This is a genomic window from Jannaschia sp. GRR-S6-38 (genome assembly GCF_029853695.1).
GTDB classification, from domain to species: Bacteria; Pseudomonadota; Alphaproteobacteria; order Rhodobacterales; family Rhodobacteraceae; genus Jannaschia; species Jannaschia ovalis.
Genome location: NZ_CP122537.1, coordinates 738988 through 758741 on the forward strand (window position 1 = coordinate 738988; position 19754 = coordinate 758741).

22 protein-coding genes and 1 pseudogene are annotated in these 19754 nt (G+C 71.9%); 13 read left to right on the top strand and 10 right to left on the bottom strand.

Features of this window, described 5'->3' with window-relative positions; all coding sequences use genetic code 11:
* Positions 1–11: 11 nt before the first annotated feature.
* The gene (locus P8627_RS03780; protein WP_279966256.1) at positions 12–1988 is read right to left on the bottom strand and encodes an AsmA family protein; all 1977 of its coding nucleotides are present in this window, start codon (positions 1986–1988) and stop codon (positions 12–14) included.
* Between the two features lie 91 nt (positions 1989–2079).
* Between P8627_RS03780 and rimO the strand changes: the two genes are divergently transcribed.
* A complete protein-coding gene (rimO, locus tag P8627_RS03785) occupies positions 2080–3450 on the top strand; it encodes a 30S ribosomal protein S12 methylthiotransferase RimO (RefSeq protein ID WP_279966257.1) in 1371 nt (456 codons plus the stop codon).
* 165 nt (positions 3451–3615) lie between these two features.
* On the opposite strand, the gene P8627_RS03790 is transcribed toward rimO, so the two are convergent.
* The 4 genes from P8627_RS03790 to P8627_RS03805 all read right to left on the bottom strand — a co-directional run bounded on the left by P8627_RS03790 (position 3616) and on the right by P8627_RS03805 (position 6030).
* Entirely contained in the window at positions 3616–3882 is a 267-nt protein-coding gene (locus P8627_RS03790) for a DUF6455 family protein (protein ID WP_279966258.1), read from the bottom strand.
* A gap of 82 nt (positions 3883–3964) precedes the next feature.
* Positions 3965–4720 carry an alpha/beta hydrolase family esterase gene (locus P8627_RS03795; protein WP_279966259.1) on the bottom strand — a complete coding sequence of 252 codons (756 nt, stop codon included), beginning with the start codon at positions 4718–4720 and terminating at the stop codon, positions 3965–3967.
* 47 nt (positions 4721–4767) lie between these two features.
* Positions 4768–5271, bottom strand: coding sequence for a peptide-methionine (R)-S-oxide reductase MsrB (gene msrB / locus P8627_RS03800; protein ID WP_279966260.1), 504 nt, complete (start codon positions 5269–5271; stop codon positions 4768–4770).
* A 57-nt stretch (positions 5272–5328) separates the two neighbouring features.
* On the bottom strand, positions 5329–6030 hold the full coding sequence (locus tag P8627_RS03805; RefSeq protein WP_279966261.1) for a M48 family metallopeptidase: 702 nt from the start codon (positions 6028–6030) through the stop codon (positions 5329–5331).
* A gap of 83 nt (positions 6031–6113) precedes the next feature.
* Here P8627_RS03805 and P8627_RS03810 point away from each other — a divergent pair, with 83 nt between their 5' ends.
* Both P8627_RS03810 and P8627_RS03815 read left to right on the top strand, forming a co-directional pair.
* Positions 6114–6476, top strand: coding sequence for a thiol-disulfide oxidoreductase DCC family protein (locus P8627_RS03810; protein ID WP_279966262.1), 363 nt, complete (start codon positions 6114–6116; stop codon positions 6474–6476).
* On the top strand, positions 6476–6709 hold the full coding sequence (locus P8627_RS03815; protein ID WP_279966263.1) for a hypothetical protein: 234 nt from the start codon (positions 6476–6478) through the stop codon (positions 6707–6709). The genes P8627_RS03810 and P8627_RS03815 overlap by 1 nt, the downstream gene beginning before the upstream one ends.
* Before the next feature lie 19 nt (positions 6710–6728).
* On the opposite strand, the gene P8627_RS03820 is transcribed toward P8627_RS03815, so the two are convergent.
* From P8627_RS03820 to P8627_RS03840, 5 genes and pseudogenes are all read right to left on the bottom strand, one after another.
* Positions 6729–7691: an acetyl-CoA carboxylase carboxyltransferase subunit alpha gene (locus P8627_RS03820; RefSeq protein ID WP_279966264.1), complete on the bottom strand. Its 963-nt coding sequence runs from the start codon at positions 7689–7691 to the stop codon at positions 6729–6731.
* Between the two features lie 78 nt (positions 7692–7769).
* Entirely contained in the window at positions 7770–8933 is a 1164-nt protein-coding gene (locus tag P8627_RS03825) for a LytS/YhcK type 5TM receptor domain-containing protein (protein ID WP_279966265.1), read from the bottom strand.
* A 66-nt stretch (positions 8934–8999) separates the two neighbouring features.
* A pseudogene (locus P8627_RS03830) lies at positions 9000–9963 on the bottom strand (L-malyl-CoA/beta-methylmalyl-CoA lyase).
* 86 nt (positions 9964–10049) lie between these two features.
* On the bottom strand, positions 10050–10961 hold the full coding sequence (locus P8627_RS03835; protein WP_279967539.1) for a calcium/sodium antiporter: 912 nt from the start codon (positions 10959–10961) through the stop codon (positions 10050–10052).
* A 166-nt stretch (positions 10962–11127) separates the two neighbouring features.
* Entirely contained in the window at positions 11128–11676 is a 549-nt protein-coding gene (locus P8627_RS03840) for a TlpA disulfide reductase family protein (RefSeq protein ID WP_279966266.1), read from the bottom strand.
* On the opposite strand from P8627_RS03840, the gene argH reads away from it, so the two are divergent.
* From argH to cbiB, 10 genes are all read left to right on the top strand, one after another.
* Positions 11675–13063: an argininosuccinate lyase gene (gene argH, locus P8627_RS03845; RefSeq protein ID WP_279966267.1), complete on the top strand. Its 1389-nt coding sequence runs from the start codon at positions 11675–11677 to the stop codon at positions 13061–13063. The genes P8627_RS03840 and argH overlap by 2 nt on opposite strands.
* Positions 13060–13227, top strand: a complete 168-nt coding sequence (locus P8627_RS03850) for a hypothetical protein (protein ID WP_279966268.1) — start codon at positions 13060–13062, stop codon at positions 13225–13227. Before argH ends, P8627_RS03850 begins: the two co-directional genes overlap by 4 nt.
* A 77-nt stretch (positions 13228–13304) precedes the next feature.
* Entirely contained in the window at positions 13305–13961 is a 657-nt protein-coding gene (locus P8627_RS03855; RefSeq protein ID WP_279966269.1) for an HAD family hydrolase, read from the top strand.
* Positions 13958–14698: a TauD/TfdA dioxygenase family protein gene (locus tag P8627_RS03860; RefSeq protein ID WP_279966270.1), complete on the top strand. Its 741-nt coding sequence runs from the start codon at positions 13958–13960 to the stop codon at positions 14696–14698. The genes P8627_RS03855 and P8627_RS03860 overlap by 4 nt, the downstream gene beginning before the upstream one ends.
* Before the next feature lie 121 nt (positions 14699–14819).
* Entirely contained in the window at positions 14820–15290 is a 471-nt protein-coding gene (gene greA / locus P8627_RS03865; RefSeq protein WP_279966271.1) for a transcription elongation factor GreA, read from the top strand.
* A gap of 123 nt (positions 15291–15413) precedes the next feature.
* Positions 15414–16331 carry a hypothetical protein gene (locus P8627_RS03870; RefSeq protein ID WP_279966272.1) on the top strand — a complete coding sequence of 306 codons (918 nt, stop codon included), beginning with the start codon at positions 15414–15416 and terminating at the stop codon, positions 16329–16331.
* Between the two features lie 110 nt (positions 16332–16441).
* Positions 16442–17413: a glutathione S-transferase family protein gene (locus tag P8627_RS03875; protein ID WP_279966273.1), complete on the top strand. Its 972-nt coding sequence runs from the start codon at positions 16442–16444 to the stop codon at positions 17411–17413.
* Between the two features lie 82 nt (positions 17414–17495).
* Positions 17496–17861, top strand: coding sequence for a DUF1636 domain-containing protein (locus P8627_RS03880; protein ID WP_279966274.1), 366 nt, complete (start codon positions 17496–17498; stop codon positions 17859–17861).
* Positions 17804–18835: a threonine-phosphate decarboxylase gene (locus P8627_RS03885; RefSeq protein ID WP_407932966.1), complete on the top strand. Its 1032-nt coding sequence runs from the start codon at positions 17804–17806 to the stop codon at positions 18833–18835. Before P8627_RS03880 ends, P8627_RS03885 begins: the two co-directional genes overlap by 58 nt.
* Complete coding sequence (gene cbiB, locus P8627_RS03890) at positions 18832–19734, top strand: adenosylcobinamide-phosphate synthase CbiB (RefSeq protein ID WP_279966276.1); 903 nt, start codon at positions 18832–18834, stop codon at positions 19732–19734. Before P8627_RS03885 ends, cbiB begins: the two co-directional genes overlap by 4 nt.
* Positions 19735–19754: the final 20 nt, after the last annotated feature.

Genomic DNA, 19754 nt, shown 5'->3' on the forward strand with positions numbered 1-19754 from the left:
GCGGGGTCCAGCTACCGTCCGAGAAGCAGGCCCCGAAGCTGGTCCTCGACGCGGTCGCGGATCGCGTCCTGCAGCGCCTCCGTGTCGGTCAGGATCTCGGGCGCAACCTCCAGCTCGGAGGCCAGCTTCTCGCGGGCCTGCGCTTCCGCACGCTGCCGGGCCGCCTCGGCCTCGGCGCGGGCGCGCGCCTCCACCTCCTCGCGCTCGATCTCCATGCGCTGGCGGGCGAGGTATTCGAGGTCCAGCCGGATACGCGGATCGGCCCAGGGGCCCTCGATCAGCACGGGAACGACCGGCCCGCCGGCGCGCAGTTGCGGCAACAGCCGGTAGCTGAGCGTCCGCGCGCCCAGATCGATCGAACCCGCCGCCGACGCCGTCAGCAAGGGCGCGTCCAGCGCGAAGCCGTCATCGGTGGCCACGCCATCGGTCACGTCGAAGCCCAGCCGCAGCCCGTCGAAGACCGTCTTCTGCCCCTCGCCCACATAGGCCGGATCGAGGTTCCGGATCATGCCGGCCACGTCGAGCCCCAGCATCTCGCCGCGCCCGATATCAACCGTGACGCGGCCGTCCAGGCTTTCGACCAGGGCCTGCCCGGTCGCGCCCGCGCCCAGCAGGTCGATCCGCGCGGCGGCCTGCCCCACCAGGCGGTCGAAACCGGCCAGGTCGCGCAGCAGGGCCTGCAGGGCCAGCCCCTCCACCGCGAGATCGGCGCGGGCGGACAGCCCGCCGCGCCCGTTGGCGACCAGCTCTCCGGTGACGCGGCCGTCATAGGCGCGCAGCGGCTGGAGCGTGGCGACGGCCCGGCCGTTCTTCAGCGTCACGCGGGCGCGCAGCTCGTCGAGGCGGGCATCGCCCAAGTCCACCGGGCCCAGTGCCAGCGAGAGCACGCCGTCCGCCGCGAAGAGGCCCGAGACGTCGATCGGGTCGCGGCCCCAACCGGCGGCGCCGATCGGCCCGCCGCCACCGCCGCCCCTGCCGCCCGCGACGGCGGTGAGGTCCAGCGCCGGGGCCGAGAGCGTCGCGGCGAAGCGGGGCCGCGCCTCGCCCGGCCAGAGATCCAGCGCGCCCGAGACGCGGTTGTCGTCGAGGTCGAGGACCATATCGCGCAGGTGCAGGCTGCCCTCGGGCGCGAGCGTCAGCGCTGCGTCCAGCGCGATCCGCCCACCGCCGAGGCCGCGCGGCAGGTCCGGCGGGGCGACGCCCAGCGCGGTCAGCGGCGCGAGCCCGTCGGTCGAGCCCGCCCGCGCGCGCCCCTCGAAGGCCAGCGCGTCGAGATCGGCCTGCCCGTCCAGCGTCAGCTCGGTCGCGCCGGCCCGCAGGTCGATCGTCACCGGCGACAGCGCGCCGGCGATCAGCGCCGCGCCTTGCGGCGCTTCGAGCTCCAGCTCCATGGCCTGCCCGCCATAGAGCGCGGAGGCCGAGAGGCTGAGCGGTCCGGCGGCATCCGGCAGGGTCAGTTCGGCATCGAGCGCGCGCAGCAGATGCGAGGCCCCGCTGCGCTGGTCGCGGAAGCTGACCTCCGCGCCGGACAACACCGCGCGGTCGATGGCGAAGCCGCCGCCATCCCTGCGCGCCGCGGCGGGGTGGCTCGGCCCGGCCTCCGCGCTGCCGAAATCCCAGTTGCGCTGCCCGTCGGGCCCGATTTCCAGCCGCAGCCGCGCCTCGTCCAGCTCGATCGTCTCGAGCCGGAGTTCCCCGCCCGTCAGCACCGAGAGCGGCACGCCCACCTCGAGCCGCGCGGCCTCCAGCATCGGGGCATCCTCGGCCCAGGAAGCGTTCGCGACGCGCACCCCCTCGGCCCGGATGCCCAGCCGCGGCCAGAGCGTGGCGCGGACTTCGCCCTCGATGGCGAGCGCGCGGCCGGTCGTGGCCTCGAAGCGGTCGGCGGCCAGCCGCGCGATGCGCTCGGTCGGGACGAGAAGCAGCGCCGCGACGGCGAGGAAGACGAGCAGCAGGAGCGTGCCGGCGATGCGGAAGAGCCATTTCATGGCCCCCACACCACCGCGCTTCGCCGCCCGTTGCAACCGCGATCGCACCGCCCCCTTTGCCAAGCCCGCGCGCAGCGACTATCTGGCGGCGATGAGCCAGAACCCCCCCGACCTGCGCCCCGATCTCGCGCCCCGCGCCACCCTGCCCAGCGACGCGCGGCCCGGCCAGCCGAAGATCGGCATGGTCAGCCTGGGCTGTCCGAAAGCGCTGGTCGACAGCGAGCGCATCCTGACCCGGCTGCGCGCGGAGGGTTACGCGATCAGCCCCGATTACGCGGGCGCGGAGGCGGTGATCGTCAATACCTGCGGGTTTCTCGACAGCGCCAAGGCCGAGAGCCTGGACGCCATCGGCGAGGCGCTGCGCGAAAATGGGCGCGTCATCGTTACCGGCTGCCTGGGGGCTGAGCCCGACTACATCACCGGCGCGCATCCCAAGGTGCTGGCCGTCACGGGCCCGCATCAATACGAGCAGGTGCTGGACGCGGTCCATGCGGCCGTGCCGCCCGCGCCGGACCCGTTCGTGGATTTGCTGCCGGCCGCGGGCGTGTCGCTGACGCCGCGGCATTTCAGCTACCTGAAGATTTCCGAGGGCTGCAATCACAAGTGCAAGTTCTGCATCATCCCCGACATGCGCGGGCGGCTGGCGTCGCGTCCGCACAAGGCGGTGATGCGCGAGGCCGAGAAGCTGGTCGAGGCCGGGGTGCGCGAGCTTCTGGTGATCAGCCAGGATACGTCTGCCTACGGGACGGACTGGAAGGACCGCGCCGGCGCCGGCGCGCATATCGAGGCGCTGGCCCGCGATCTGGGCAGCCTCGGCGCCTGGATCCGGCTGCATTACGTCTATCCCTATCCGCATGTCGCCAACCTGATCCCGCTGATGGCCGATGGCCTGGTGCTCCCCTATCTCGACGTGCCCTTCCAGCACGCCCATCCCGACACGCTGCGCCGCATGGCCCGCCCCGCCCATGCCGAGCGCACGCTCGACCGGATCGCCGAATGGCGCGCGATCTGCCCCGAGATCGCGATCCGCTCGACCTTCATCGTGGGCTATCCCGGCGAGACGGAAGCCGAGTTCGAGACGCTGCTCGACTGGCTGGACGAGGCGCAGCTCGACCGCGTGGGGGCCTTCCAATACGAAAACGTCGCCGGCGCGCGGTCGAACGCCCTGCCCGATCACGTGCCCGACGCGCTGAAGGCCGAGCGCTACGAACGCTTCATGGAGAAGGCGCAGGCCATCTCGGCCGCGAAGCTGGCGGCGAAGGTCGGCACGCGGCTGGAGGTGATCGTGGACGCGGTCGATGCCGAGGGCGCGACCTGCCGCAGCAAGGCCGACGCGCCCGAGATCGATGGCAACCTGTTCATCGACGCGGGCTTCGAGGATCTGGCGCTCGGCAACATCCTGACGGTCGAGGTGGACGAGGCCAGCGAATACGACCTCTGGGGCCGGCCGGTCGCGCGCTGAAGCGCGCCGACGGCCCGGACCCCCGAAGATGCGGTCGGACGGCCCCCGGGGACCGTCCGACCCGGGCCACCGGGACAGGCCCCGCCGGGGCCTCCTCCGGTCAGCGCCCGTGCCCACTCCGATCGGTCGCGTTCGGGATGCGGCCCGGGCTGGCCCGATGGCGAATCAATCCCACGCCAGACGCTCCATCATATGCACGTTGCGGCAGCCGCGCGGCGCGCGGCGGGGCGCATCGACGGGCTCGGCGCGGAAGCGGTCGCAATCGGGGACGATCTGGCAGCCGCGGCAGCGCGTCACGGCCTCGGACCATTCGGGCTGCTGCAGCCGCCCTTCGCGTTGCGCCTCCGCCAGGTCCACGCCGGTCGCGCGGGCCATGTCGCGGATGCGGGCCAGATGGGGGGCCACGGGGCCGAGCGGGATGGTTCTGGGCATGGCGTCCTCCGGATTGCCTGCGCCCAGATTGCGCCCACCCCGCCAGGCACGCCTTGATCCATCGCAAGCCGGGCCCGGCGCGTCAGTGGCCCAATTCGTCCAAGATCCGCGCCACCCAGCCGCGCGGGATCAGGTGGCTGGCCGAATGGACGTCGAGCGTCACGCGCCCCGCCGCGCAGTCCCATTCGCGCCGGTCATGCGTCAGCCACGACACGGCATTCCAGTCGAAGCGCCGGGTGCGCGCGCCGCAGCCCAGCCGATCGCGCCAGAGCGCCACCGCCCATTCGTCGCTGCCATCGGGGCCCAGCGGAAAGTCGAGGACCGTATCCGTCTTGCCATGCGTATGCGCCACGCGCGCGGGCCGCCCCGCGCAGTCGAGCCCCGGGCCGAAGGCGCCGGCGATCAGCAAGAGCGCATCGACGACCACACCGCCCTCGCAGGCGAAGCGCGCCGCCATCAGCGCGCCCCAGCTGTAACCCGAGACGTAGAGCCGGCCGTCCACCGGCCAGCGCTTGGCCACATCCGCCAGCACGGCGCGGGCGAAGGGCGTGTCGCGACTGCCCGGGCGGCGGAAATCCCAGCTGCGCCCCAGCCCATCGGGCGCAACGAAAAGCACCCCCGCTGCATCCGCCGCAGCCCCGGTGCGCGGACTGCCCAGCGGCACCGGGCCCTGCCGGCCCCAGCCATGAAAATGCAGCATGATGGGCAGCGGCGTGACGCCGTCCCAGCCCGCGGGCAGGCGCACGTGATAGCTGCGCTCGCCCAACGCGCAGCCGCCCTCGGGGCAGGCGGAGAGCGGCGTGGCGAAGAGGATCAGAAGAAGCAGAAGTACGCGCATGCGCGGCAACCTACCGGGCGGGGCAGCGCGGGCCAGTCACGGCTGCGTCAGGAGGTTTCCGCGGCGACGAAGTCGAGCGCGACGCCGTTGAGGCAGTGCCGCTTGCCGGTGGGCGACGGGCCGTCATCGAAGACATGGCCCAGATGGCCGCCGCAATTGGCGCAATGCACTTCGACGCGCGGATAGACCAGCTTGTAGTCCATCGAGGTCCCGATCGCCTCCTCCGAGAGCGGCGCCCAGAAGCTGGGCCAGCCCGTGCCGCTGTCGAACTTGGTGTCCGAGGGATAGACCGGGTTCGCGCAGCCCGCGCAATTGTAGGTCCCGGCCTCCCAGAAATCATCGAGGGGGCTGGAATAGGGCCGCTCGGTCTTGGCCTCGCGCAGAATGGCGAATTCCTCCGCCGTCAGGCGATCACGCCATTCCTCGGGCGTCAGGGTGACGGGATAGGTCCCGCCCCCGGCCGGGGTCCGGCGGTTCACGACGAGGTAGCCGCCGCCCGCGACAAGCGCGGTGGCGGCCCCTCCGATCAAGATGGCGCGGCGTGTGGGCATGGCTCCTCCTTATCGCGAAAACGAAGCCCGTGCCCCGCACATTCCTTCAATTCCGCGTCAGAGCCCCGCGGCCACGCGACGCACGGTGTCGATCCGGGCGGCGTTGGGCGGGTGGGTCCCGAGGAAGCGGTCGCCCGGGTCGGGGATGCGCGTGAAGAAGGCCGCGCCGTTCACCGGGTCGTAGCCGGCCCGCGCGGTGATGATCGTGCCCAGCGCGTCGGCCTCCAGCTCGTGCTCCTTCGAGAAGCGGCGCGCGCCCACCGTCGCGCCCGCGCGGCTGAGCTGGTCCACCGTCGTCGCGTCGGCTCCCGCCACGGTGGCGATCAGCCCGCCGACGATGGCGCCGGTCGCGGCCGATTGCCGCTGCCGGGCGATGTGCTGCTCGATGTGATGGGCGCTTTCATGCCCGATCACGAAGGCGATCTCGTCCTGGTTTCGCGCCTCGGTGATCAGGGCCTGGGTGAAGGTCAGGATCGGACGGCCGCCCTGGCCCAGCGACTGGAACGCGTTGGGCGGGGCGTTGCGGTTGGGATCGACCCGGATGAGGAAATCGCAATTCAAACCGCGCGTTCGGCCGCGGCAGATCCGTTCTGCCGCGGGCTCCACCCGGGCGACGGCGGTCTGGAAATTGCGCACGGCGGTCGACTGCGTCACGCGGTCGGGTCCGCGCGCCACGGGCTCGACGGGTGCGCTCGTCTCGACGGCGACGCAGCCCGCCAATGCGGCGGCCAGCGCCAGTGCGATCATTCCAGCCTTCATGGCAATCTCCGGAAGCTCAACTAGTCTTGGTCACAAACGTTATAGGCCGAGGATATGCGATGACAGGGCAAGCCGAACCAGAAGTGACACGGGTGCTGTACAATGCCGACTGCCCGATCTGTTCCTTCGAGATCGACCATTACCGCCGCCGGGCCGAGCGCGACGCCCTGCCCGTGGTCTTCGACGACCTGAATGGGCCGGCGCGCGCGGGCTGGCGGATCGACGCGGATTCGGCGGCGCGCCGGCTGCATGTGCGGCGCGGCGACGAGGTGCTGTCGGGCTTTCCGGCCTTCCTCGCGCTCTGGGAGGCGATGCCCCACATGCGCCCGCTCGCCCGGGTCGCGCGCCTGCCGGGCCTGCGGACGGTGATCGGATTCACCTATGACAAGCTGGCCGCCCCCATGCTTTACCGGATGCACAAGCGGCGGCAGCAAAAGGCGGGCTGATGTTCACCATCGAGCACGAATTCGACGCGACAGTCATCACCCTGGTGGACGAGGGCGAGCCGGGGCGCGAGCCCGCCGAGGACGTCGTGGTCTCGGCCTTCGAGGAGTGCATCACCCTCACCCAGCCTGACCCGCGCACGGGCGAGCCGGTGCGGATCACCCTGACGATGGGGCAGGTCCGCGACCTGGCGGTCGCGCTGGACCTTCCGGAAGGCGCCTACCGGCGGGAGTGATCGCCGCGCCGGGGGCCGTTCAGGCTGCGAGGCCCTTCGATCCCATCTCGAGGAACTTGCGGCGGCGGCCCTGGCGGATCGCCTCCGGCTCGCGGCCGTCGAATTCGCCCAGCATCGCGGCGATCGCCTCGCCCACGGCCGCGATGGCAGCATCGCGGTCGCGATGCGCGCCGCCCAGCGGCTCCTTCACGATGCGGTCGATGACGCCCAGCTTCAGCAGGTCCTGCGCGGTCAGGCGCAGGGCCTCGGCGGCCTCACGCATCTTCTCGGCATCCTTCCACAGGATCGAGGCGCAGCCCTCGGGCGAGATGACCGAATAGATCGAATGCTCCAGCATCGCGACCCGGTTGGCGGTCGCGAAGGCCACCGCGCCGCCCGATCCGCCCTCGCCGATCACGACCGAGACCAGCGGCACCCCGAGGCGCAGGCAGGCCTGCGTCGAGCGGGCGATGGCCTCGGACTGGCCGCGCTCCTCGGCGCCCTTGCCGGGATAGGCGCCGGGCGTGTCGATCAGCGTCACCACGGGCAGGCCGAACCGGTCGGCCATCTGCATCAGGCGGATGGCCTTCCGGTAGCCCTCGGGCCGGGCCATGCCGAAATTGCGCTCGATCCGGGTGCGGGTGTCGTGGCCCTTTTCGTGGCCGATCACCATCACGGGCCGGTCGTTCAGCCGTGCGAGCCCGCCCATCACGGCGTGATCGTCGGCGAAATTGCGATCGCCGGCGAGCGGCGTCCATTCGGTGAAGAGCGCGTCGATATAGTCGCGACAATGCGGCCGTTCGGCATGGCGCGCGACCTGCGCCTTTTGCCAGGGCGTCAGGCCCTTGTAGAGGTTCGCCATCATGTCGCGCGCCTTGCGGTCCAGGGCCGTCGCTTCCTTGGCGACGTCGACCTTGGAATCCGAGCGGCCCATCGCGCGCAGTTCCTCGGCCTTGCCCTCGATCTCGGAAAGCGGCTTCTCGAAGTCGAGATACTGCACCATCGGCGTCCTCCTGCCCCGCGTCGTCCGCGGTGCGACCCGATATGCCCACGGGCGCGGGACGATGCAACAGGAGCGCGGTCAGCCGCGGCGCGCGGCGTGTCCCGGGCGCTGCGGCCCGCCGGCCAGCAGCCGGTCGGCCACGGCGAAGAGCGCTTCGGCCCCGGGCGCCAGATCGTGGTCCTCGCGCGCCGGGCGGGCCTTTGCGCCCGGCCAGGCGGTGCGGCGGGCCAGGTCGGCCTCGATCCGGTCGAGGGCCGGGACCCGCCCGTAATGCCGCGCGCCCAGATGCAGCGGCAGCCGCACCGCGGAGGACGGACCGATCCGAAGCGGCTGTTCCGCCAATCCCGAGAGGAGATGCAGAAGCGGGCGCGCGCTGCGTCCGGCGGTGCCCGGCGCGACGACCACGATGCGGGACGGGTCGGTCATGCCGAACAGGCTGCCCTCGGGAAGCGCGGCGCGCAGGCGGCGCTGGAGCCGGGCGACGGTCAGGGCCTCGGTCTCGGCCCCCCAGGCCAACGCGCGCAGCCAGCGCCGGCGCAGGCGCAGGACGACGACCACGGCCCCGCTGTCGAACCGCCGCGAGCGCGTCGCCCCGGCCAGGGCGCGATCGAGCGCCAGCGGATCGACCGCCAGCGAGTCGCGGTCGCCCCCGTTCTCGTCCGGGCGGCCGGCCCGCAAGCGCTCCCGCTCCAGAAGCGTCGCGATGATCGGGACCGACGCGAAGTTGAGCGCCAGCACCACCGGCGCCGCCTCGGTCAGGAACCACAGCGCGACCTCGCTCGGGAGCAGCAGGACGGCGACGATATGCAGGCTCATCCCGGCGGCCAGCGCCACCATCGCCCAGCCGCCGCGGCGCGCGGTCCCCGAGGTCCATTGCGTCCAGACCGCCCCGGCGAGCCCCGCGATCATCATCGCGGCGATCCCCGACCACATGCCGACCCCGCCGATTCCGAACCGCGCGCCGGCGGCGATCAGCAGGCAGATGGCCAGGCCGCGCCCGCCGAGAAACGCGCCGGCCAGCGCGACGGGCACGTTGCGCATGTCGACGATCAACCCGTCGACGGGGCTGAGCGGGGAATGCATCTGCAGGACGGCGACCGCGCCGAAGGTGAGGCCCAGCAGGGTCTGCGCAAGCCGCGGCCCGGGCACGTGGCGCCGCAAATGGCCGAAAGCGAGCGACAGAAGACCCAACAGGGCGAGCGAGCCGATGAAGTCCGCGAGGGTGGCGAGGGTCCAGGTCATGACGGCTCCGGTCCGAAAAACCGCCCTAGGATGCCCGCGCCGCCCCGTTCGGGCCAGCGAATGATATCAACGATTCGAGTCGATCATTTCGGATTGCCGCACGATCACCTCGGCCTGCTTGATCGAGGCGATGTCGACCAGCCGTCCTTTGTAGACCGTCGCGCCGCTGCCTGCGGCCTTGGCCGCCTCCATCGCGGCGAGGATCTCGCGCGCCTCGGACACGGCGGCGTCGGAGGGGGTGAAGACCTCGTTGGCCAGCGCGATCTGGCTGGGGTGGATTGCCCATTTCCCGACCATGCCCAGCACCGCCGAGCGGCGCGCCTGCGCGCGGAAGCCCTCGGCATCGGAGAAGTCGCCGAAGGGCCCGTCCACCGGCAGGACGCCATGCGTCCGGCAGGCCGCGACGATGGCCGCCTGCGCCCAGTGCCAGGGATCGGACCAGTGCCGCGCGCCGTCCTTGAGCATGTAGTAGTCGTCCTGCGTGCCCCCGATCCCGGTGGTCTGCATCCCCATCGAGGCCGCGAAATCCGCCGCGCCGAGCGACATGGCGACGAGGCGGGGCGACGCCGCCGCAATTGCCTCGACATGGGCGATGCCGGCCGCGCTCTCGATGATCACCTCCAGCCCGATCTCGCTTGTCGCGGCGCGTGGCGCGTTCGACCGCGGTGACCAGCGCGTCGACGGCATAGATGTCCTCGGCGCAGCCCACCTTGGGGATCATGATCTGGTCCAGCCGTTCGTCCGCCTGTTCCAGAAGGTCGACCACGTCGCGGTACCAATAGGGAGTGTCCAGCGCGTTGATGCGCACCGACAGGACCTTGCGGCCCCAGTCCACGGCGCCGATCGCCTCGATCACGTTGGCGCGCGCGGCGTCCTTGTCCGAGGGGGCCACCGAATCCTCGAGGTCGAGGTTCACCACATCCGCCTCGGAGGCCGCCATCTTCGGGAAGAGCTTCGGATTCGAGCCCGGCCCGAAGAGCTGGCAGCGATTGGGACGGGCGGCGGGGGCGGGCTGGAGGCGGAAGCTCATCGGGATCTCCGGGTCAGATTGTTGCGCGGACACTCACCCCGGCGCTATATCCTGTCGCGCCGGGACGCAAGCGCCGCGCTGCGGCATCACGCCATCTGCCATAGGTACAGGCCGTACGCCGCCAGCATCGCGCATCCTGCCAGCCGCCCCAGCGAGCCGCGCCAGGCCAGCGCCAGCATCAGCGCCACGGTCGCGACCATCACCGGCAGGTCGAGCGCGGCAAAGCGCGGCGGCGCGGCGAAGGGCACGACCAGCGCGGTCACGCCCAGGATGCCCAGGAGGTTGAACACGTTCGAGCCCAGCACGTTGCCGAGCGCGAGATCGCCGCGGCCCTTGCGCACCGCCATGACCGAGGTCGCGAGCTCCGGCAGCGAGGTGCCCACGGCCACGATGGTCAGCCCGATCACCGCCTCGGACACGCCGAAATCGCGCGCCGTGGCGATCGCGCCGCGCACCAGAAGCTCCGCCCCCAGCAGGACGCCCGCGAAGCCCAGTCCCGCCAGCGCCAGTCCGCGTCCCAGCGGCGCGGGGGCCTCGCCCACCACCATCTCCACCCCGCCGCTGCGGATCTGCTGCCAGAGCCAGAGCGCGAAGACGGCGAGGAAAACCGCGCCGCTCAGCCGGTCCAGCCCGCCGGCAAGCCCGATCCAGAGCGCGCCCGCGGCGGAGATCGCCAGAAGCGGCCAGCCGTCGGACCGCATCGTCGCGCGCGGGAACGGCACGGCGGCAAGCAGCGCCGAGAGGCCCAGGATCAGCAGGATGTTCGCCGTGTTCGAGCCGACGACATTGCCCAGCGCCAGCCCCGCCGCGCCCTGCTGCGCGGCCCGCAGGCTGGTCAGAAGCTCCGGCAGCGACGTGCCCATCCCGACCAGCGTCACGCCGATCACCAGCGGCGACAGCCCCCAGCGCAGCGCCAGGCCGACCGCGCCGGTCACCAGCCAGCCGCCGCCCAGAAGCAGCAGGACGAGCCCGCCCAGCATCATCGCAATATCGATCATCACTTAACCCTTGGCGCCCCCGGCGCGGTCGACCTTCGGCGGGGACGGATCCGGGGGCCTCGCGCAGATGGGGAATGCGCGACGCCCCGCAAGGCCCGGGGCCATCCTCTGGCGAAAAATATCCTCTCCGGAGGCGCCAGAAGACGAGGCACCGGGCGTCAGCCCGTCATTCCTGCAGCAGCGCGCGCATCACGGCGAGGCTTTCGGGCGCGGCCCAGTCCGCCTCGCCGCGCAAGTTCGCCACCACCCGGCCCGCGCGGTCGAGGATCACGGTATGCGGCAAGCCCTGCACCCCCAGCGCGCGCGCCAGGTCGGTCGCCGGATCGCGGTGCAGCGGCAGCGTCTCGATCCCCGCCTCCTCCCAGAACCGCTCCATCGCCTCGGGGTTGTGGCGGCCGAAGGCCATGGTCACGACCTCCAGCCCGTCATCGCCCAGCGCATCGTCCAGCGCCTGCAACGACGGCATCTCGGCGCGGCAGGGCGCGCACCAGGTGGCCCAGAAGTTCAGGACCATCACCTGCCCCGCGTAGTCGGCCAGATCGCCCGCGCTTCCGTCGAAGTTGAGAAAGCCGCTCGCCGCGGGCGGGGCCGGCACGGCGGGCTCCAGCTTCGCCATGGTGCCGGTCAGCAGGCTCTCGTCCAGCGCCGCGGCGGGGGTGGCGAGCAAGGCTACGGCGATGTAGGCGGGGGCGAGAAGACGCAGGAGGTCGGGCATGGCAGAGGGATCCAACAAGATGTGGGGCGGTCGCTTCGCGGAAGGCCCGGACGCCATCATGGAAGCGATCAACGCCTCCATCGGCTTCGACCGCCGCCTCGCCCGTCAGGACATCGAGGGGTCGCGGGCCCACGCCGCCATGCTGGCCGCCACGGGCATCGTAGACGCTACGGATGCAGAGGCCATTCGGGAAGGGCTTCTCACGGTCTTGTCAGAGATCGAGGCGGGCGAGTTCGCCTTCTCGACCGCGCTGGAAGATATCCACATGAATGTCGAGGCCCGCCTGACCGAGATCGTCGGCCCGGCCGCCGGACGGCTGCACACCGCGCGCTCGCGGAACGACCAGGTGGCGCTCGATTTCCGGATGTGGGTGCGCGACCAGTGCGATGCCGCCATCGACGCGCTGCCGCGGCTGATGGCGGCGCTGGTGGCGCAGGCCGAGACGGGGGCGGATTGGGTCATGCCCGGCTTCACCCATCTGCAGACCGCGCAGCCCGTCACCTGGGGCCATCACATGCTGGCCTATGTCGAGATGTTCGCCCGCGACCTGTCGCGGTTTCGCGACGCGCGCGCCCGGATGAACGAATCGCCCCTGGGCTGCGCCGCGCTGGCCGGGACGTCCTTCCCGATCGACCGCGCCATGACGGCCGAGGCTCTGGGCTTCGACCGCCCGGCGGCCAACTCGCTCGACGCCGTGTCGGACCGGGATTTCGCGCTAGAGTTCCTGTCGGCAGCCTCGATCTGCGCGATGCACCTGTCGCGGCTCGCCGAGGAGCTGGTGATCTGGTCCTCCGCGCAGTTCCGCTTCGTGCGGCTCTCAGATCGCTGGTCGACCGGCTCCTCGATCATGCCGCAGAAGCGCAACCCGGACGCGGCCGAGCTCCTGCGTGCCAAGATCGGCCGCATCTTCGGCGCGCAGGCGGCGCTCCTGATGGTGATGAAGGGGCTGCCGCTGACCTATTCAAAGGACATGCAGGAGGACAAGGAACAGGTCTTCGACGCCGCCGACAGCCTGATGCTGGCGCTGGCAGCCATGACGGGGATGGTGGGCGACATGGAAGGCCAGAAGGACGCGCTGGAAGCGGCGGCGAGCGCCGGCTTCTCGACCGCGACGGACCTGGCCGACTGGTTGGTGCGCGAATTGGGCCTGCCTTTTCGCGAGGCGCATCACGTCACCGGGGCGCTGGTCAAGATGGCCGAGGATGCGGGCTGCGACCTGCCGGAACTGACCATCGAGCAGATGCATATGGTCCATCCCGGTATCACGCCGGCCGTGTTCGACGTGCTCGGGGTTCACAATTCGGTCGCGTCCCGCACCTCCTATGGCGGCACCGCGCCCGACAATGTCCGCGCCCAGGTGGCGCGTTGGAAGGAGACGCTCGCATGATCCGGCTGGCACCCCTCGTTCTCGCCGCCGCGCTCGCGGCCTGCGGCGCCGATGGCCCGCCGCTCACCCCGGCGCAGGCCCGCGCGGAGGCGGCGGAGCGCGACGCGCGGGGCGGTATCACCGTCTCGGGCAGCGCGGAGATCGGCGTGACCGGCAGTTTCTGACGCCAGCGTGAACCAGATCGCATGCGGCGACGTTTGGGCAGCAACGCCCTGAAACGTCACCGCACGAGGTCTGCCAGATGAAAGCGCTCTTCCTCGGGTCCATCGGGACCCTCTCCGACACGTCCGAGCTGCAGCGCGAGGCCTTCAACGCCGCGTTCCGCGAGCACGGGCTGGACTGGCACTGGGACCGCGACGCCTACCGGGACATGCTGCGCGTGGCCGGCGGGCGCCGCCGGATCGAGGCGCAGGCCGAGGCCGAGGGCGTCGAGGTCGACGCCACCGCGGTGCACGCCACCAAGTCGCGGCTCTTCCAGGAGATGCTGGATGCCGGCCGCGCCGAGGCCCGCCCCGGGATCCGCGAGCTGATCGAGACGGCGCGCGACGACGGCATGCTGCTGGGGCTGGTCACGACCACCTCAAAGGGCAACGTCAACGCTCTGCTGGGCGGGCTCGACCTCTCGCCCGACAGCTTCGACGTCGTCGTGACGCGGGACAACGTCACCGAGCCCAAGCCCGATCCGGAATGCTATGCCCATGCCGCCGGCGCGCTCGGGGCCGAGACGAAGGCCTGCATCGCGATCGAGGACAATGCCGACGGCGTGCGTGCGGCACTGGCGGCGGGCACGACCTGCTATGCCTGGCCCAACGAGAACACGACCGATCACGACTTCTCCGGCGCGACCATGGCCGGGCGCGACATCTGCCGGACCATCTTCGGGGCACGCGCGGCATGAGCTGGGAAGCCGCGCGCTGCGCGCTGGACCCCGAGGCGGTACGGGCGGCGCTGGGCGATGCCGGGGTCGCGGTGATCGAGGGCACGGATGTCAGCGACGCCGAATTCGTGGCCTTCCTCGAGCGCCTCGGCCCGCTGACCTTCACCGAGGGCGAGGCGTCGCATCCCGGACAGCCGAAGCTGAACGTGGTGTCGAACATGGGCCGCAAGACCAAGCCCCGCTCGGTCTTTCACACCGATACCAGCTACGTCTCGCGACCGCCCGCCTTCACCGCGCTCAAGGCCGAGCGCATCCCCGAGGCGGGCGGCGAGACCGTGTTCACCAACCAATTCGACGCGCTGGAGCGGCTCGATGCCGAGACGCAGGCACGGCTGAAGGGGGCGCGGGTCCTGCACCGGGTCACCGGCGTCAATCCGGGCGACGGCGCGGAGACCGAGACCTGGCATCCGCTGCTGCGCCGCCACCCGGTGTCGGGGCGGGTCGCGCTCTGGCTGTCGACGCCGGAGCGTTGCGTGGACCTCGAACTCGCCGACGGCAGCCGCGTGCCGCAGATGGTGGCCGAGCTTTACGCACATTCGACCGACCCCGCGCATCACTGGCGGCACCGCTGGAAGGCGGGCGACATCGTGATCTGGGACAACCGCTGCACGCTGCACAAGGCGGACCATTCCGCCGTGGTCGGCGACCGCGTCCTGCATCGGGGCATGGTCGGCGGCGAGGAACCGGTCGCCGCCTGACCCCACGCGGCGCGGCGCCCGGCCTGCGCGCCGCACCGTCTCTCCCGTTGCGCCTGACTATGCGGCTGATAGTCTCCGCTCAAAGGCAGGACGGGGCCCCGGGGCCCGCAGGAGTAGAGACATGGACAAGGTCCCGATGACGCCGCGCGGCATGGCCGCGCTGCAGGCCGAGCTGAAGAACCTGAAATCCGTGGAACGCCCGGCGATCATCCGCGCGATCGCCGAGGCGCGCGAGCATGGCGACCTGTCGGAGAACGCCGAATACCACTCCGCCCGTGAGAAGCAGTCCTTCATCGAGGGCCGCATCAAGGAGCTCGAGGGCCTGATCTCGCTGGCCGAGGTTATCGACCCGGCCAAGATGTCGGGCGCGATCAAGTTCGGCGCCACCGTGACCCTGATCGACGAGGACACGGAGGAGGAGAAGACCTACCAGATCGTCGGCGAGCAGGAGGCCGATATCGAGAACGGGCTGCTCAACATCCGCTCGCCGCTGGCCCGCGCGCTGATCGGCAAGGAGGAAGGCGACAGCGTCGAGGTGCGCACGCCGGGCGGCACCCGCGACTACGAGATCACGACGGTTCTCTATCGCTAGGATGGCCACGATGGGGGAGACCGGCCCGAAGGCCAGCGAAGCCCGGTCGGCCCCGAGCGTGCCCCCCGGCCCGGCCTTCTCGGTTCGCAGCCGAGCCGCGCGAACGGCGTCTCGACCATCGAGGTGGCGGCGCTGGCGCTGAGCCTCGGCTGGCTGGGGCTCGTCGGCTGGTTCTTCCTGACGATGGAGCCCGAGCAGGCCCGCCTCAGCCGTGCGGACCCCCTGGGCTTCATGATGACGATCCTCGGCGTCTTCCTGCCCGTCGCGCTGATCTGGGTGGCCGCCGCCGCCGCGCGCACCGCCCGCATCATGCGCGAGGAGAGCGGCCGCCTGCAGGCCGCGATCGACGCGATGCGGCTGAGCTATCTCGACCAGCAGCAGATGGCGGGGCTGTCGCTCAAGCGCGACATGGAGGAGCGGATCGAGCAGATGGGCCGGGCCCAGGCCGTGCTGCGCGCCGAGCTGGCCTCGCTCCAGGCGCAGCCCGAGGCCCTGCTCGACGCGCCCGCCCGCCCCCAGCCGCCCGAGCCGCAGCCCGCGCTGGCCCTCGACGGCGAGGAGGCGCCCGACCCGCTGCCGCCGGAGGATTTCGTCCGCGCGCTCGACTTCCCCCGCACCGATCGCGATCGCGAAGGCTTCGCCGTGCTGCGCCGCGCGCTGGAGCATCACCCGACCGCCCGCGTCGTCACCGCGGCGCAGGACGTGCTGACCCTGCTCAGCCAGGACGGCATCTACATGGACGACCTCGTGCCCGACCACGCCGACGTGGCCACCTGGCGCCGCTTCGCCGAAGGCGCGCGCGGGGCCGAGATCGCGGCGCTCTCCGGCATTCGCGACCGCTCGAGCCTCGCGCTGACGGCGGGGCGGATGCGCGACGACACCGTCTTCCGCGACACGGTCCACCACTTCCTGCGCAGCTTCGACGCGGCGCTGGCGGGCTTCGCGCCGCGGGCGACGGATCACGAGCTGATGCTGCTGGCCGACAGCCGGTCGGGCCGCGCCTTCATGCTGACGGGACGCGTCGCCGGGATCTTCGGCTGACCAGCTTTCCACCCCTCGGTTCGCCGGCGCGCAGGCCCTGCGCGCGGGCCGGTCTGGGCGCGGCACTCGCCGGGCGCTAGCTGTCCCTCCCGGACTTGAGCGGAGGCATCATGGGACAGCTGATCGAGGGCGTCTGGAAGGACGACTGGTACGACACCGAGAAGACCGGCGGGAAATTCGTCCGCTCGACCGCTGGGTTCCGCAACTGGGTCACCCGCGACGGCGCGCCCGGGCCCTCGGGCGAGGGCGGCTTCCCCGCCGCGCCCGGCCGCTACCATCTCTATGTCAGCTATGCCTGCCCCTGGGCCCATCGCGCGCTGATCTTCCGCCAGCTGAAGGGGCTCGACCAGATGATCGGCGTCTCGGCGGTGCATCCCGACATGCTGGGCGATGGCTGGACCTTCGACACCGACGACAAAGGGGCCAAGGGCGACACGCTCCACGGCCTGCCCTTCATGCGCGACATATACATCCGCGCGGATCCGAAGGTCTCGGGGCGGGTGACCGTGCCGGTGCTATGGGATCGCGAGCGCGAGACCATCGTGTCGAACGAGAGCGCCGAGATCATCCGCATGTTCAACACGGCCTTCGACGAGCTGACCGGGGACGAGCAGGATTTCTACCCCGAGGACCTGCGCGCCGAGATCGATCGCATCAACCCGCGCGTCTATTCCGACATCAACAACGGCGTCTACAAATCGGGCTTCGCCACAACGCAGGACGCCTATGACGAGGCGGTCACCGCGCTGTTCGACGCGCTGGACTGGGTCGAAGGCCTGTTGGGCGAGCGCCGCTACCTCGCCGGGGACCGGATCACCGAGGCCGATTGGCGGCTCTTCACCACGCTCGTGCGCTTCGACGCGGTCTATCACCTGCATTTCAAGTGCAACCGGCGGCGCCTGATCGACTACCCGAGGCTCTGGGCCTATGCGCGCGAGCTCTACCAGGTGCCGGGCGTGGCCGGGACGGTGAATTTCGACCATATCGTGCGGCATTACCACTACAGCCACGAGTCGATTAACCCGCACCGGATCATCCCGATCAACCCGGTCATCGACTGGACCAGCCCCCACGGGCGGTGAGGCGCGCGCGCGGCGACATCCGCCGCATTGCCTCGGGCCAGCGCCCGGTCTAGCAAACGCGCCGAACGCCACGGGAGCCGCCATGACCACCACGATCACGATCTGCGACACCTGCAAGCGCGACGACTGGGACGCGGGCCAGGGCGCCAGCGACGGCGAGCGCCTGGCCGACCTGGTCGAGCGCGCGGCCGCGGGCATCCCCGGCGTCGCGACGCGGCGGCATTCCTGCCTGATGGGCTGCAAGGGCGCCTGCAACGTGACCCTGCAGGCGCGCGGCAAGATGGCCTATACGCTCGGCCGCTTCGATCCCGAGATCGAGGCCGCGCAGGGCATCGTGGATTACGCCGCCAAGCACGCCGCCGCCGAGACAGGCGTGGTGCCGTTCCGCGAATGGCCGCAGGCGATCAAGGGCCATTTCGTCACCCGCCACCCGCCCCTGCCGGAGTGAGCGCTGGGCAGGATTCCGCCCGCGCGTCCGCTACGCGCGACCTGAAGCCCGCGCCCGCCGCGCGCGATCATGGCGGCGGGCTCGACGCGGCGCGGGCCCGCTGGGGCGGCACGGACTGGATCGACCTGTCGACCGGCATCAACCCCGACCCCTACCCCCGGCCCGACCTGCCCGACCGCGCCTGGACCGCCCTGCCCGACCGCGACGCAGAGGCCGCGCTGGAGCACGCGGCGCGCGTATTCTGGCGGGTGCCCCCAGCGGCCGCGATCCTCGCCGCGCCCGGCGCCTCGGCCCTGATCGCGAAGCTGCCCGCGCTGGCGCCCGGCGGGCGCGTGGCGATCCCCGGCCCGACCTATAACGAGCACGCCGCGGCCTTCCGCGCGCATGGCTTCGCCCTGGCCGGGACGGCGGAGGCGCGGGTGCTGGTCCATCCCAACAACCCCGATGGCCGGCTCTGGTCCGCGGCCGATCTCACCCCCTTCACCGTCGTCGACGAGAGCTTCTGCGACGTGACGCCCGACGCCTCGCTGGTGGCGGAGGCGGCGCGGCCGGGCGTGATCGTCCTAAAGAGCTTCGGCAAGTTCTGGGGCCTCGCGGGGCTGCGGCTGGGCTTCGCCATCGGCCATCCCGAGACGCTGGCACCGCTGGCCGAGGCGCTGGGACCCTGGCCGGTCTCGGGCCCGGCGCTGGCCATCGGCGCGGCGGCGCTGTCGGACCCGGACTGGGCGGCCCGCACGCGCGCCCGGCTTCGCTCGGACGCAGCGCGGCTGGACGCGCTGATGGCGCTGCACGGCAGGCCGGTCGGCGGGACGGACCTCTTCCGCCTCTACGACGTGGGCGACGCCCGCGCGCTGCAGGACCGGCTGGCGCGCCACGCGATCTGGTCGCGGATCTTTCCCTATTCCGACAGCTGGCTGCGCCTAGGCCTGCCGCCCGCCCGGGGCTGGGACAGGCTCGAGGCCGCGCTCGCATGATCCTCGCGCTCGCCATGGCCCTCGATGCCTGGCTGGGGGAGCCCGACTGGCTCTGGTCCCGCGCGCCGCACCCGGCGGTGCTGATGGGTCGCGCGGTCGACCGGCTCGACGCGCGCTGGAACCGCGGCGCGCGGCGGCGCGCCCGTGGCGTGGCGGCGGTGGTGGTGCTGGTGGCCGGGGCCTGGGCCGCCGGCTGGCTGATCGCGGTGCCGCCCGACGCGGGGCTTCTGGAATTGATCGCCGCCGCCATTCTGCTCGCGCAGCGCAGCCTGATCGAGCATGTGCGCGCCGTGGCCGAGGCGCTGCGCCGATCGCTGCCCGAGGGCCGCGCCGCGGTCGCCATGATCGTGGGCCGCGACACCGCGGCGATGGACGGCCCCGCCGTCGCCCGTGCCGCGATCGAGAGCGCGGCGGAGAACTTCTCGGACGGCGTCGTCGCGCCCGCCTTCTGGTTCGCCATCGGCGGGCTGCCCGCGATGCTCGTCTACAAGATGGTCAACACCGCCGATTCGATGATCGGCTACCGCACCCCTCGGCACGAGGCGTTCGGCTGGGCCGCCGCCCGGCTGGACGACCTTCTCAACTGGATCCCCGCGCGGTTGACCGCCATCCTGATCCTCGTCGCGGGCGGCGCCTGGCGGCACTGGTCGCGCGTCCCGAACGACGCGCGGCTGCACCGCTCGCCCAACGCGGGCTGGCCCGAGGCCGCGATCGCGCCGGTTCTGGGCGTCGCGCTGGCCGGGCCGCGCAGCTACGAGGGGCGCATGCAGGATTTCCCCTGGGTGAACCCGACGGGCGACCGCGCGCCGCGCCCGCGCGACGTGGATCGCGCATGTGTGATCCTGTGGCGGGCCTGGGCGCTCGCGCTGGCCCTCGCATCCCTGACGGCGCTGGCCTAGGAGGCGTCGGACCCCGACCC